Origin of the sequence: Streptococcus mitis, assembly GCF_003942965.1 — a bacterium.
Lineage (GTDB): Bacteria > Bacillota > Bacilli > Lactobacillales > Streptococcaceae > Streptococcus > Streptococcus mitis_BH.
This window is the reverse complement of the sequence record NZ_RJOG01000010.1, coordinates 36,556-49,880: the sequence shown is the minus strand read 5'-3', so window position 1 is coordinate 49,880 and position 13,325 is coordinate 36,556. Positions and strand designations below refer to the sequence as shown.

Annotated in this window: 17 protein-coding genes, 1 tRNA gene and 1 other annotated feature; of the genes, 6 read left to right on the top strand and 12 right to left on the bottom strand. The window is 41.1% G+C overall.

Translation table 11 applies throughout. The annotated features are described in order from the left end of the window. Nucleotides 1-10 precede the first annotated feature (10 nt). The 3 genes from D8837_RS04535 to D8837_RS04525 form a co-directional block, all read right to left on the bottom strand. Nucleotides 11-355, bottom strand: a complete 345-nt coding sequence (locus tag D8837_RS04535) for a ribosomal-processing cysteine protease Prp (RefSeq protein WP_000613694.1) — start codon at nucleotides 353-355, stop codon at nucleotides 11-13. 15 nt (nucleotides 356-370) lie between these two features. After that, nucleotides 371-685 (bottom strand): 50S ribosomal protein L21, encoded by a 315-nt coding sequence (gene rplU, locus D8837_RS04530; RefSeq protein ID WP_000109141.1) that lies wholly within the window; start codon nucleotides 683-685, stop codon nucleotides 371-373. Nucleotides 686-721: 36 nt separating this feature from the next. Next, nucleotides 722-809 (bottom strand) — a sequence feature (ribosomal protein L21 leader region). 58 nt (nucleotides 810-867) lie between these two features. Next, on the bottom strand, nucleotides 868-1,572 hold the full coding sequence (locus tag D8837_RS04525; protein ID WP_125456338.1) for a YoaK family protein: 705 nt from the start codon (nucleotides 1,570-1,572) through the stop codon (nucleotides 868-870). A 141-nt stretch (nucleotides 1,573-1,713) separates the two neighbouring features. On the opposite strand from D8837_RS04525, the gene D8837_RS04520 reads away from it, so the two are divergent. Both D8837_RS04520 and D8837_RS04515 read left to right on the top strand, forming a co-directional pair. Continuing rightward, entirely contained in the window at nucleotides 1,714-2,691 is a 978-nt protein-coding gene (locus D8837_RS04520) for a Gfo/Idh/MocA family protein (protein ID WP_125456337.1), read from the top strand. After that, entirely contained in the window at nucleotides 2,688-3,770 is a 1,083-nt protein-coding gene (locus D8837_RS04515) for a DEAD/DEAH box helicase (RefSeq protein ID WP_125456336.1), read from the top strand. Before D8837_RS04520 ends, D8837_RS04515 begins: the two co-directional genes overlap by 4 nt. Nucleotides 3,771-3,794: 24 nt before the next feature. On the opposite strand, the gene D8837_RS04510 is transcribed toward D8837_RS04515, so the two are convergent. Further along, nucleotides 3,795-4,172: a DUF1934 domain-containing protein gene (locus D8837_RS04510; protein WP_004238036.1), complete on the bottom strand. Its 378-nt coding sequence runs from the start codon at nucleotides 4,170-4,172 to the stop codon at nucleotides 3,795-3,797. A 71-nt stretch (nucleotides 4,173-4,243) separates the two neighbouring features. Between D8837_RS04510 and D8837_RS04505 the strand changes: the two genes are divergently transcribed. Together D8837_RS04505 and yidA are read left to right on the top strand one after the other, a co-directional pair. Beyond that, nucleotides 4,244-5,548, top strand: coding sequence for an HD domain-containing protein (locus D8837_RS04505; protein WP_125456335.1), 1,305 nt, complete (start codon nucleotides 4,244-4,246; stop codon nucleotides 5,546-5,548). A gap of 12 nt (nucleotides 5,549-5,560) precedes the next feature. Then, nucleotides 5,561-6,367, top strand: a complete 807-nt coding sequence (yidA, locus tag D8837_RS04500; RefSeq protein WP_125456334.1) for a sugar-phosphatase — start codon at nucleotides 5,561-5,563, stop codon at nucleotides 6,365-6,367. A gap of 56 nt (nucleotides 6,368-6,423) precedes the next feature. On the opposite strand, the gene D8837_RS04495 is transcribed toward yidA, so the two are convergent. The 6 genes from D8837_RS04495 to D8837_RS04470 form a co-directional block, all read right to left on the bottom strand. Then, nucleotides 6,424-6,495 (bottom strand) — tRNA-Arg (locus tag D8837_RS04495). A gap of 42 nt (nucleotides 6,496-6,537) precedes the next feature. Further along, nucleotides 6,538-6,885: a 50S ribosomal protein L19 gene (gene rplS / locus D8837_RS04490; RefSeq protein ID WP_001068669.1), complete on the bottom strand. Its 348-nt coding sequence runs from the start codon at nucleotides 6,883-6,885 to the stop codon at nucleotides 6,538-6,540. Nucleotides 6,886-7,003: 118 nt separating this feature from the next. Then, on the bottom strand, nucleotides 7,004-7,333 hold the full coding sequence (crcB, locus tag D8837_RS04485) for a fluoride efflux transporter CrcB (RefSeq protein ID WP_049491513.1): 330 nt from the start codon (nucleotides 7,331-7,333) through the stop codon (nucleotides 7,004-7,006). Next, on the bottom strand, nucleotides 7,327-7,701 hold the full coding sequence (crcB, locus tag D8837_RS04480; protein ID WP_049491512.1) for a fluoride efflux transporter CrcB: 375 nt from the start codon (nucleotides 7,699-7,701) through the stop codon (nucleotides 7,327-7,329). Before crcB (D8837_RS04480) ends, crcB (D8837_RS04485) begins: the two co-directional genes overlap by 7 nt. Then, the gene (locus D8837_RS04475; RefSeq protein WP_125456333.1) at nucleotides 7,698-7,964 is read right to left on the bottom strand and encodes a chorismate mutase; all 267 of its coding nucleotides are present in this window, start codon (nucleotides 7,962-7,964) and stop codon (nucleotides 7,698-7,700) included. Before D8837_RS04475 ends, crcB (D8837_RS04480) begins: the two co-directional genes overlap by 4 nt. 115 nt (nucleotides 7,965-8,079) lie before the next feature. After that, the gene (locus tag D8837_RS04470; RefSeq protein ID WP_001162125.1) at nucleotides 8,080-8,523 is read right to left on the bottom strand and encodes a flavodoxin; all 444 of its coding nucleotides are present in this window, start codon (nucleotides 8,521-8,523) and stop codon (nucleotides 8,080-8,082) included. A 103-nt stretch (nucleotides 8,524-8,626) separates the two neighbouring features. Here D8837_RS04470 and D8837_RS04465 point away from each other — a divergent pair, with 103 nt between their 5' ends. Together D8837_RS04465 and D8837_RS04460 are read left to right on the top strand one after the other, a co-directional pair. Continuing rightward, nucleotides 8,627-9,562 (top strand): DHH family phosphoesterase, encoded by a 936-nt coding sequence (locus D8837_RS04465; protein ID WP_049491508.1) that lies wholly within the window; start codon nucleotides 8,627-8,629, stop codon nucleotides 9,560-9,562. A 95-nt stretch (nucleotides 9,563-9,657) separates the two neighbouring features. Next, nucleotides 9,658-9,900 (top strand): type B 50S ribosomal protein L31, encoded by a 243-nt coding sequence (locus D8837_RS04460; RefSeq protein WP_000710764.1) that lies wholly within the window; start codon nucleotides 9,658-9,660, stop codon nucleotides 9,898-9,900. Nucleotides 9,901-10,173: 273 nt separating this feature from the next. On the opposite strand, the gene D8837_RS04455 is transcribed toward D8837_RS04460, so the two are convergent. Together D8837_RS04455 and D8837_RS04450 are read right to left on the bottom strand one after the other, a co-directional pair. After that, a complete protein-coding gene (locus D8837_RS04455) occupies nucleotides 10,174-10,989 on the bottom strand; it encodes an endonuclease/exonuclease/phosphatase family protein (protein WP_125456332.1) in 816 nt (271 codons plus the stop codon). A 51-nt stretch (nucleotides 10,990-11,040) separates the two neighbouring features. Continuing rightward, nucleotides 11,041-13,221: a PTS transporter subunit IIBC gene (locus D8837_RS04450; protein WP_084819648.1), complete on the bottom strand. Its 2,181-nt coding sequence runs from the start codon at nucleotides 13,219-13,221 to the stop codon at nucleotides 11,041-11,043. Between the last annotated feature and the right edge of the window lie 104 nt (nucleotides 13,222-13,325).

The following is a 13,325-nucleotide window of genomic DNA, read 5'->3' as shown; positions in this document are numbered from 1 at the left end:
TTCCTCCGTGTTAGTTTTCTGTGATAACTCTGGTTTGGACGAACTCAGAAGAGTTCTCCGATAAGTTTGCCATACCTAAGAAAAATGATTCAAAGAATAACTGGGTCATTTCTCTCTGGTGTGAAGGAAGATCTTTTGGAATTTCAACCATCAGATAACCACCTTCATCTTCGTTTAATTCTAGGATTGGTTCATAGCCTGCAAATTTTTCAATAGAATTGATAAAGTTAATGGCAAGCGTAGAAACCGATGCACACACGACATCAAAGCCGTATTCGCCACTCTCGGCGTGTCCAGTAATTTCCGCACTCCTCAGCTCGCCATCTTCGGCTCTCTCAAAGACTGCCTGTATCATGTGTTCTCCTTAAAATTAAGCGTTGATTGCGTTGATGACAACTTTTGTATATGGTTGACGGTGACCTTGTTTACGGTGGCTACCCTTTTTAGGTTTGTACTTGTAAGTAACAACTTTCTTTTGTTTTCCTTGTTTTTCAACAGTTCCAACTACAGTAGCTCCAGCAACAAGTGGAGTTCCGACAACAGTGTTTTCACCACCAACAAGAACAACTTCGTTAAAAGTAACTTCTTGACCAGCTTCAACGTTCAATTTTTCAACGTAAACTGCTTGACCAACTTCAACTTTAACTTGTTTTCCGCCAGTTTTGATAATTGCGTATGTGCTCATTATGCACCTCCTATGATTTTTATGGGTTACCCCGATTTTTTTGTGAAGACTCGCCTAGCATCGTGGGACGAACCGCTTAAACTTAAATAATCAAGCAACGATGTTCGTGCGGTTGCACAGGAACGTGCATAGTCAACTCTTCAAGTATAGCATATCTCTTATTTTCTTACAAGTAATAACACCTAAAATGAAGCTTTTTCTTTTACTTTTTTCCGCCACTTGGCAAAAAGCATGCTGAGGTAAAAAATGCTCATCATAATGGGAACACCAAGAATGGTCTTTTCATGATAGAAAATCGTCAAATAGGCTGAAAAGACAACGCCAAGGACAAAACTACTAAGCAAGCTTACAAAGATAATCCCTTCACGTAAAAAAGGAGTGTGCTTGGTTCGGAAATAATCTCCAAAAGCTAGCATGGTCCGTTTGATATTCCCTGTCATAAAGGCATTATTGTAGGCAATACCCGAAACCTCACCAAAAGCAGTGGTCACCAGTCCCATACAGAAAGCCAAGGGCGGCACTAGATAGATATTATCTACAGTTTGCGGCACAAAACCAATAATGATTGATAAGATTGCCAAAGGAATCAATGACAGAATGGGCTTTTTCACAATTCTCAATTTTTCCTTATAAATCGTTAGTAAAAAGACCCCCATCATAAAAGCTAGCAAGGTCATTACTTTGGCACTAGCATCTGAAACATTGTGTTGAATGATCCCCACTGATAGAAAGACGACATTCCCAGTTTGTCCAGCTACAAGAGTATTCCCTCGCACAATAAAAGTATAAGCGTCTACATATCCTGCACAAAAAGTCAAAAAAAGCGCTAGCCTCTTAGACTGACGTGATATTTTTCTTATAGGTAATAACCTCATTTTCCCTCCCATTTCATTTACTCATCTCATTATTGTACCACTTTCTTTGGAAAAGACCTAGTAGCTTATTTGAAATTTTTTCCCCTCTATTGGATAGTCCCGTCTATCTATGTTATAATGAAAGAAGGATTTGAAATCGGAAAAGGAGTAACTATGCTTAAATTAGGCGTCATCGGAACAGGGGCTATCAGCCATCATTTCATAGAAGCAGCCCATGCTAGTGGAGAATACCAGATGGTCGCAGTCTATTCTAGAAAACTAGAAACTGCCGCAACCTTTGCTTCCCGCTATCAGAATATCCAACTCTTTGATCAAATAGAGGACTTCTTCAAGGGCTCCTTTGATGTGGTCTATATTGCTAGCCCAAACTCCTTGCATTTTGCTCAGGCAAAAGCTACCTTGTCTGCTGGTAAACACGTCATTCTTGAAAAGCCAGCTGTCACTCAGCCACAAGAATGGCTGGATTTGGTTCAAACAGCTGAGAAAAATCACTGTTTTATCTTCGAAGCAGCTCGTAATTACCACGAGAAAGCTTTTACTACTGTCAAGGAATTTTTAGCTGACAAACAAATTTTAGGAGCAGATTTCCACTATGCCAAGTATTCTTCCAAAATGCCTAACTTATTGGCTGGGGAAACACCAAATGTCTTCTCAGATCGTTTTGCTGGCGGTGCTCTCATGGATTTGGGGATTTATCCTCTCTACACTGCCGTTCGTCTCTTTGGAAAAGCTAAGGATGCAACCTATCAGGCTCAACAGCTTAACAATAGCATTGACCTAAATGGTGACGGAATCCTCTTCTACCCAGACTTTCAAGTTCATATCAAGGCTGGAAAAAACATCACTTCCAATCTCCCTTGCGAGATTTATACGACAGATGGTACCTTGACCCTCAACACCATCGAACATGTCAGCTCAGTTATTTTTACCGACCATCAAGGCAATCAAATCCAACTCCCTATCCAACAGGCTCCTCATACGATGACTGAGGAAGTCGCTGCATTTGAACACATGATCCAGCAACCAGATCTGAATCTCTACCAAACTTGGCTGGAGAATGCAAGTTCAGTTCATGAACTACTATATACTATGCGCCAGACTGCTGGCATTAGATTTGAGGCAGAAAAATGAAAAACAAACTACCGACTGAATGGCAAGAACTGAGTGACCAACTCGGTTTCCAAGAATTCACTCCCATTCAAACCCAACTATTTGAGCCCCTTCTTGCTGGAGAAAACCTCCTAGGAGTGAGCCCAACGGGAACTGGTAAGACCCTAGCTTACCTTCTACCAAGTCTTCTCAGACTACAAAAGAAAAAAGCCCAACAACTCTTGATTCTAGCACCAAATACTGAGCTTGCTGGACAGATTTTTGATGTATGTAAAACGTGGGCTGAAGCTATCGGCTTAACTGCCCAACTCTTCTTATCAGGTTCGAGTCAGAAACGCCAGATTGAACGCCTAAAGAAAGGACCAGAAATTCTGATTGGAACTCCTGGCCGTATCTTTGAACTAATTAAATTGAAAAAAATCAAGATGATGAATGTGGAAACCATCATTCTGGATGAATTCGACCAATTGCTCGATGATTCTCAGATACACTTTGTCGAGAAAATTACTCACTACGCACCTCGTGACCACCAACTCGTCTATATGAGTGCGACGACCAAGTTTGACCAAGAAAAGATTGCGCCTAACACGCGAACCATTGATCTCTCTGACCAAAAATTGGACAACATCCAACACTTCTACATGCAGGTAGATCAACGTCACCGAGTGGATATGCTACGAAAACTGTCTCATGTAGAGGATTTCCGCGGTCTGGTCTTCTTTAACAGCTTATCAGACCTTGGAAGTGCAGAAGAAAAACTACAGTATCGGGATATCTTGGCTGTTTCCCTCGCTAGTGATGTCAATGTCAAATTTAGAAAAGTCATCTTAGAAAAGTTTAAAGACAAGCAACTAACCCTGCTTCTTGCAACAGACCTTCTGGCACGTGGGATTGATATCGATAGTCTAGAGTGTGTCGTAAACTTTGATGTTCCTAGAGATATCGAAATCTACACTCACCGCGCTGGACGTACTGGCCGTATGGGCAAGGAAGGTTATGTTATTACTCTCATCACTCATCCAGAAGAATTTAAAAAACTCAAAAAATTCTCAAATGTCCGTGAAATTGTCCTAAAAAATCAAGAACTCTATATCAAATAAGGTTGGCGAGAGCCAACCTTTTTCTTATCCCCAAGTAATTTCCAATTGATAGCTGGCAAAGGGATGTCCCTCTTGATTTTGTAGTTGATAATCTAGCTCAATCTTTTGCCCATCAACTTGATAATGGCTCGTTTGGATGATAAATTCCTGCATGCCCATAGGTGTGGGAATATAGGCTAAACTATCACTATCCTTTAAAAAGCGCATAATGGTCTTGGGATTGGAAAATCGGCTCATCACCAGTTCTTGACCATGAAATTTAATAACCACTTTTTCCTTTTCCTCATTATAGAAAAGCAGGTAGCTATAATCTCCTTTTTCATGCACTTCCACGTCATAAAGCTGGTCAATCACTTCCAACTGCTCATCAAACTGAATCGTATTTCGCATCCGAATCTTCACATCAGGTCCTCTTTCTTGTCTCTTGTCCTACTATTTTACCAAAAAGAGCAGGATTTTGCTATAATGGTCATATGAACGAAAAAGTATTCCGTGACCCAGTTCACAACTACATCCATGTCAATAATCAAATCATCTATGACTTGATTAATACAAAAGAATTTCAGCGTTTGCGTCGTATCAAACAACTGGGAACTTCCAGTTATACCTTCCACGGTGGGGAACACAGTCGCTTCTCTCATTGTCTAGGCGTCTATGAAATTGCACGACGCATCACAGAGATTTTTGAAGAGAAATATCCTGAAGAATGGAATCCTGCCGAATCACTCCTCACCATGACCGCTGCTCTCCTACACGACCTTGGACATGGTGCCTACTCCCATACTTTTGAACATCTCTTTGATACAAACCATGAAGCCATTACTCAGGAGATTATCCAAAGTCCTGAAACGGAGATTCACCAAGTCCTGCTACAAGTGGCGCCAGATTTCCCAGAAAAGGTTGCCAGTGTCATAGACCATACCTACCCTAACAAGCAGGTCGTGCAACTCATTTCTAGTCAGATTGATGCAGACCGCATGGACTATCTCTTGCGCGACTCCTATTTTACTGGAGCATCCTATGGGGAATTTGACCTGACTCGCATCCTCCGAGTCATTCGTCCTGTCGAAAATGGTATCGCCTTTCAGCGCAATGGCATGCATGCCATCGAAGACTACGTCCTCAGCCGTTACCAGATGTATATGCAGGTTTATTTCCACCCAGCAACACGCGCTATGGAAGTTCTCCTACAGAATCTCCTCAAGCGCGCCAAGGAACTCTACCCTGAAGATAAGAACTTCTTTGCACGAACTTCTCCACACCTCCTGCCTTTCTTTGAAAAAAATGTGACCTTATCTGACTATCTGGCTCTGGATGATGGTGTGATGAATACCTACTTCCAGCTCTGGATGACCAGTCCTGATAAGATTCTTGCAGACTTATCACAGCGCTTTGTCAACCGCAAGGTCTTTAAATCCATTACCTTTTCACAAGAAGACCAAGACCAACTCGCCAGCATGAGAAAATTGGTTGAGGACATCGGCTTTGATCCCGACTACTACACTGCCATTCATAAGAACTTCGACCTCCCTTATGATATCTATCGTCCCGAATCTGAAAATCCACGGACACAGATTGAGATTTTACAAAAAAATGGAAAACTAGCCGAACTCTCTAGCCTGTCTCCTATCGTCCAATCCCTTGCTGGTAGTCGCCACGGAGATAATCGTTTTTATTTCCCGAAAGAAATGTTAGACCAAAACAGTATCTTTGCTAGCATTACCCAGCAATTTTTACACTTGATTGAAAACGATCATTTTACCCCAAATAAAAACTAGAAGAGGAAATTTATGAGTATTAAACTAATTGCCGTTGATATTGACGGAACCCTAGTCAATAGCCAAAAGGAGATCACTCCTGAGGTCTTTTCTGCCATCCAAGATGCCAAAGAAGCTGGTGTCAAAGTCGTGATTGCAACCGGTCGCCCTATCGCAGGTGTTGCCAAACTTCTGGACGACTTGCATCTGAGAGACGAGGGCGACTATGTTGTAACCTTCAACGGTGCCCTTGTCCAAGAAACTGCTACAGGTCATGAGATTATCAGCGAATCCTTGACCTATGAGGATTATCTGGATATGGAATTTCTCAGTCGTAAGCTCGGTGTCCACATGCACGCTATTACTAAGGACGGCATCTACACAGCCAATCGCAATATCGGAAAATACACAGTGCACGAATCAACCCTCGTCACCATGCCTATCTTCTACCGTACACCTGAAGAAATGGCTGACAAGGAAATTGTTAAATGTATGTTCATTGATGAACCAGAAATCCTCGATGCTGCCATTGAAAAGATACCAGCCGAATTTTATGAGCGCTACTCTATCAACAAATCTGCTCCTTTCTACCTCGAACTCCTTAAAAAGAATGTAGATAAGGGTTCAGCTATTATCCACTTAGCTGAAAAACTAGGATTGATCAAAAATGAAACCATGGCTATCGGTGACGAAGAAAATGACCGTGCCATGCTGGAAGTCGTTGGTAACCCCGTTGTCATGGAAAACGGAAATCCAGAAATCAAAAAAATCGCCAAATACATCACTAAATCAAATGACGAATCCGGCGTTGCCCATGCCATCCGTACATGGGTACTGTAAAAGTGAAGAATATACGAAAACCGCTCGGCTGAGCGGTTTTTGAATGTCTAATTACATGCCCCCTGCTGGAATCGAACCAGCAACTACTCCTTAGGAGGGAGTTGTTATATCCATTGAACTAAGGGAGCTAGATAAAAACTCTGCTGAAAAAGCAGAGTTTTTTAGTCGAATTAACGACGGATTTCTTTGATACGAGCTGCTTTACCTTGAAGAGCACGCAAGTAGTACAATTTCGCACGACGTACTTTACCGTAACGAACAACTTCGATTTTTTCAACACGTGGAGTGTGGATTGGGAAGATACGCTCAACACCTACACCGTTAGAGATTTTACGAACTGTGTAGTTTTCTGAGATGCCAGCACCTTTACGTGCGATAACAACACCTTCAAAAATCTGGATACGTTCACGGTTACCTTCGACAACTTTCGCGTGTACACGAACAGTGTCACCAGGACGGAATGATGGGATATCTGTACGAAGTTGACCTTCAGTCAAGCTTTGGATTAATGGATTCATTTTATTCTCCTATCTTTGTCAATCTTGAGGAAACTTCCTCAGCGGATAAACTGTATTTTTGTGCGTCCATTACACACAAGATACAGTTTACCAAATTTCCAGAAAAAAGTAAAGAAATTTACAACAGAATTCCTAAAAAAATCGCAACCAAACCACCTAGATAGGTCAAAGCCAGATAAGAATAAAAGACTTTCCTATCGCTCAGTAACTTTTGAAGTTCGTCATTCAAAGTAGAGAAGGTTGTTAACCCTCCACAAAAACCTGTAGCTAAAATAGTATAGACTTCCTTGGCTTCTACATGATTATAAAGAAGTCCAATCAAAAAACACCCCAAAACATTGGCTATGAGCGTTCCGAATGGCAATTTAGAAGTTTGATTATAGCGGGAAAAGAAATACCGTACTAGGGCTCCGCAGCCACAAGCAATTGCAAGATAGACGATTACCATTTCTTCCTCCCTAGAAAATAAGCCAAGAGTAGACCTCCACCAATACTCAAAAGCAAATACATAACTAAACTAAGATAACGCCCTGTATCCAGTAGTTTCACAGCATCAAGCATGAGACTAGAAAAGGTTGTCAAACCACCACAAAAACCTGTACCCAGTGCTAAAACAACACCTTTACTTGTCCCTTTATAGACCAGATAGCCCTTGACAAGATAAACCAGGCAGAAAATTCCTAGATAGTTGACAAGAAGGGTTCCCCAAGGGAAATCTGGACTGGCTGGCAACCAAGTAGAAACCAGGTAGCGCACGAGTCCGCCCAACATAGCAGCTAGAAAAATCCCTAGCGGATAAAATTGTTCCTTTTTCATTTGATATTTTGATCCTGATAATCACGCGAACGTTTGAGTATGTCCGAAAAAGTCGCTACAATAGTCTCCTGATAGTGCTTGTCCTCTACACGACTCCTAACCTTTTCAAAGATAATTGCTTCTCTCTTGGTATCTAAAATCGGTTTACCTGAAGCTTTCTTATAGGCAACTACCCCCTCAACCAAATGCATTCGTTCTTCTAAGAGCTTGACGATCTGGTCGTCGATTTGATCAATTTCTTGACGAATAATATCTAAATCCATACAGTCTCCTCCTTTATTTGAATTATTGTATCAAAAAGCCACCAAATAGGCTAGTAAAATCCCAACTCTCGATAAGAAAAATGCACTGATTGATTACATCAGCGCACTTTTATGCTTATCCTACTTTAGCAGCCAATTCTTCTGCGAATTGTTCTAAACGTTCGATGTCTTCTTCCTCAGCAGAAAGATCAACTTTAACACACTCTGAACCTTTTTCTGCTCCTGTCGCTACAAAAACGCGATCAAAGTCATCAACAGCCTTACAGAATTCATCGTAGAAGGTATCTCCTGAGCCGACCACTCCGTAGATTTTGCCATTCAAGTTGAGGTCTGCTAGGTCTTCGTAGAAGTCCATCATCTCATCTGGCAATTCACCATCACCATAAGTATAGGTCGCAACGATAGCGATGTCTGCTTCCAAGAAGTCTGAAGCGTCAACAGTTGTACATTCATCAACATCGACATCCAAGCCCAAGTCACGTAATTTGTCTGCTACAATATCTGCAATTTCTTCGGTATTACCGGTCATACTGGCAAATACAATTTTTGCTAATGCCATATCGTCCTCCTCAATTTATCTTTCTCCATTATATCACATCTTTTTCATTTTAAAAATAAAAATTCTTGTGCTACAATGAAATGAGAAAGAATTGAGGTTATTTATGGACATTTGCCATCAAATTTTAGAAAAAATTAAAGAATACGACACGATTATCATTCACCGTCATATGAAACCAGACCCTGATGCCTTGGGAAGTCAAGTGGGCTTGAAAGCTCTTCTCAAACATCATTTCCCAGAAAAAACCATCAAAGCCGTTGGTTTTGATGAACCAACTCTTACTTGGATGGCTGAGATGGATTTTGTTGAAGATAGTGCCTACCAAGGCGCCCTTGTCATCGTCTGTGATACGGCTAATACTGCTCGTATCGATGATAAGCGCTATCGTCAAGGTGATTTTCTCATTAAGATTGACCACCATCCAAATGATGATGTATACGGTGACCTATCTTGGGTGGATACTAGTTCAAGTAGCGCTAGCGAAATGATTACCCTATTGGCCCAAACAACCCAACTGGCCTTGTCAGATCGATCTGCTGAGTTGCTATTTGCAGGAATTGTTGGTGATACAGGTCGCTTCCTCTACCCTTCTACCACTGCACGCACCCTCCGCCTAGCTGCATCTCTTAGAGAACAGAACTTTGACTTTGCAGCTCTCACTCGCAAAATGGACACTATGAGCTACAAAATTGCTAAACTTCAAGGCTACATCTACGACCATCTGGAAGTGGATGAAAATGGTGCAGCTCGCGTTATCCTGAGTCAGGAAATTCTGAAACAATTCAATGTTACCGATGCTGAAACTGCAGCCATTGTCGGTGCACCTGGACGTATTGACAGTGTTAGTCTCTGGGGAATTTTTGTGGAACAGACTGATGGACACTACCGCGTTCGCTTACGCAGTAAAATTCATCCTATCAATGAAATTGCCAAGGAACATGATGGCGGAGGCCACCCTCTAGCAAGTGGTGCCAATTCCTATAGCCTAGAGGAAAACGAAATCATCTACCAAAAGTTAAAAAACTTGCTTAAAAACTGATAAAATACTTGCCAAACTTTTCATAATCTGATAGACTAGTATGGTAACAATCTATGGCTCGCAAAGAGACCATGGCAGAAAGGAAATATTGCAAAATGAAAAAAGATATCCATCCAGAATATCGCCCAGTTGTCTTCATGGACACAACTACTGGTTACCAATTCCTTAGCGGTTCAACAAAACGCTCTAACGAAACAGTTGAGTTCGAAGGCGAAACTTACCCATTGATCCGTGTGGAAATTTCATCAGACTCACACCCATTCTACACTGGACGTCAAAAGTTCACTCAAGCAGATGGACGCGTGGATCGTTTCAACAAAAAATACGGTCTCAAATAATGATAAAAAGACAGCTTCGGCTGTTCTTTTTTATTTTCAGCACTGTAATCCAATAATAACTTCTAATAAATGATACGTAGTACAAGTCAAATTAGTGGTCTAATTTATAGCCTCATTTTCCTAGTCCAAGAATTATTACAAACTTTGTAAAATTGTTGGCAAATCTCATTCAAGAGGATAACCTTTTTGACTAGTAGCTTGCTATGAACTTTAAAAAATTTAAAAGGATAACGAAAAAAGGTAAAGATATATCTCTTAACCTTTTTTCTATTGTTATTTCCAGTTTAAAAGAGCATTCAAGCCATAGTGATCACTGACTTGCGGACTCTTGTTACCATCAAATACAACATGTAAATTTTCTACCGCTAACTCCTTGGTAGTAAAAACATAGTCGATTCGAAGGGGTTCTGTGTTCCCCTTCCAGCCATCAATTTCTGGTGGAACAGTATAGCTACCACTTTTATCTTGAGCAACTTCAAATGCGTCTTGTAAGCTTAATGGACTAGCTAAAATAGCTTGGTAACCTTCCTGACCAGCTGGGTTGTTGAAATCTCCAGCTAGTAAAAGTGGCTTGTTCAATTCTTTCAAGACAGCCTCAAATCGTGCCCATTCTTCTTGGAAACCTTTATCCCACCAAGAAAGGTGGACACTTGCAACTGCAAGCTCCTTACCATCAACTACAGTTTCAGCCAGGGCGACACGGCGAGTATGATAGTCTGTTGGATCATCCACATCTGAAACCAAAATTTCTCTTGCTTCAATAGGTGTTTTAGACAAGATAGCCACACCTTCATGGTAGCGGTCATAACCGATATGGTTATAGGCCCAAGTCCAGTAGTAATCTTTTCCTTGCTCTGACAACTTTTCAACCAAAAGTCTAACATAATGGTCTTGATGAATAGGCTCAGCAGCTGGCAAAGCTTGATAAAGGTCATTAACCTCCACCTCTGGCGAAGTAATCTCCTGATTGATTTCTTGGAAACATATCAAATCATAGTCTTTATCAAGAATATCTTCAAGCAAGAGCTGGAATTTTTCCTCGGCTTCTTTTTCCATCCAGCTATGAGTATTGAGTGTTAAAAATTTCATGCTTTTCTCCCAAAACAAGAGGTTGGAAAACAGCTTCCAACCTCAAGTGTATTACAATTCTACTTTAGCAACTGCTGTTTTAGCTGCAAGAGAACCTGTTTGTTCTAATTTAACTGATTTAATAGCTTCAGCATTTGTGAAGACAACTACTGTAGAAGTTTCACGACCTGCTGCACGGATAGCATCCAAGTCAGCTGTGACAAGAAGATCACCTGCTGCAACTTTTTGTCCTTCAGCTACATGAACAGTAAATGGTTTTCCTTCAAGACTTACTGTGTCCAAACCAATGTGAACAAGTACTTCAAGACCTGCTTCAGTCACAAGACCAAGAGCATGTTTTGTAGGGAAGATGCTTGATACAGTACCTGAAACTGGAGATACAATGTTTCCATTTGCAGGTTCTACAGCAAATCCGTCACCCATCATTTTTTGAGCAAATACTGGATCTTTCACTTGTTCCAAAGCAACAACTTGACCGTCTGCTACTGAGTAAACTTCCTCTGTTACACCTTTGTAGTGTACAGTGTTTTGTTGTGCTTCTGTCATTTGACTTGGAAGAGTTTCAGGAATGATTTCACCTGAATCAAGGATATCTTGGATATCAGATTTCAATACGTCTGCTTTTGGACCGTAGATAGCTTGAACTCCTTGTCCTTTCATGACAAGACCCATAGCTCCTTCTGCTTTCCATTGTTCTGCATCACCGACTTTATCAGCATCTTTTACAGTTACACGAAGACGAGTCATACATGCATCAACATCAACGATGTTTGCACGTCCACCAAGAAGGTTAATAATGTTTACAGCTTGAGAACCTGCTGCAACTTTCACTTCGCTGCTAGCTTCTTCTGAACCTTCAGCAGTTTCGTAGTTTCCGTTACGCCCTGGAGTTGCGTAGTTGAATTTTTGAATCATGAAGTTTGCGATAAAGTACATGATTACGGCAAAGAGAACAGTTACCCAGATAAAGTTAACAATATCCATACCAATACCAGCGCTAATCGCAATAGGTGTACGAGTCAAGAACTCGATTGAACCGAATGAGTGCATACGTAGGTTTACTACATCAGACATAGCGAAGGCCGCACCTTGAACAAGTGAGTAAACAAGGTACATAGGTGTTGCTACAAACATGAACATGTATTCGATTGGTTCAGTAACCCCTGTCAAGAATGTTGCAAGAGCTGTCGCAATCATCATACCTTTATATTGATGTTTCTTATCAGCATCGACATTACGGTAGATAGCCACAATCACACCCATCAAGATACCGAACGAACCGATCATTTGTCCAACTTTGAAACGAGCTGGGTGAACAGTATCTAACAATTGTTGGTAGTGACTTGCATCTGTACCTTTAAGGTTAACAAGGTCTGTTACCCATGCAAGCCAAAGTGGATCTTGACCAAATACTTGGCTACCTTTTGCTGCACCAGTTAAGACTTCATAAGTACCACCAAGAGCTGTGTAGTTCATTGGGATAGTCAACATGTGGTGAAGACCAAATGGCAAGAGCAAGCGTTCCAATGTACCATACAAGAATGGTGCAAGGATTGGAGCAGTTTCTTGTGAGTTAGCAATCCAGATACCAAAGCTATTGATACCAGTTTGCACAAGTGGCCAGAAAGCTGAAAGTACGATTGCAGCAATTACTGAACGAAGAATAACTACAAACGGTACAAAACGTTTTCCGTTAAAGAATGAAAGTGCATCAGGAAGCTTACGGAAGTTGTAGTATTTGTTGTAAGCAGTTGCTCCAATAAAACCAGAAATAATCCCTACGAAGACACCCATGTTAAGTGCTGGAGCTTCCATAACACTAATGAAGTAATCAGCAACTTTGATTGATCCACCAAAGAGAGTTGTTACCATAGCTTCTGGATTTTTCAACATATCTCCTGATACGCCAAAGATTGTACCAGTGATACGATTGATTAGGACAAAGGCAAGACCTGCCGCAAACGCACCACCAGCGCGTTCCTTAGCCCAGCTTCCTCCAATAGCGAGGGCAAACAAGATATGAAGGTTAACGATGACTCCCCAACCGATTTGCTCTAGTACACCACCAGTAGTAACGAGTGGGGCAAAGTTAGGGTTGATCATCACAAGTGACTTACCGATTGAAATCATCAAACCAGCAGCCGGCATAACCGCGATAACCACCATCAAAGCCTTACCGAATTTTTGCCAAAACTCGAAAGACAAGACATTTTTGAATGTATCTTTCATCATTCAAATCTCCTTTATTTTTATTTAGGCAAACGTTTTACGAAAACGTTTGCACTTTCTATAATTCAATTATACCACTTTAATTTTTTTTGTAAAGGCTTTTATAA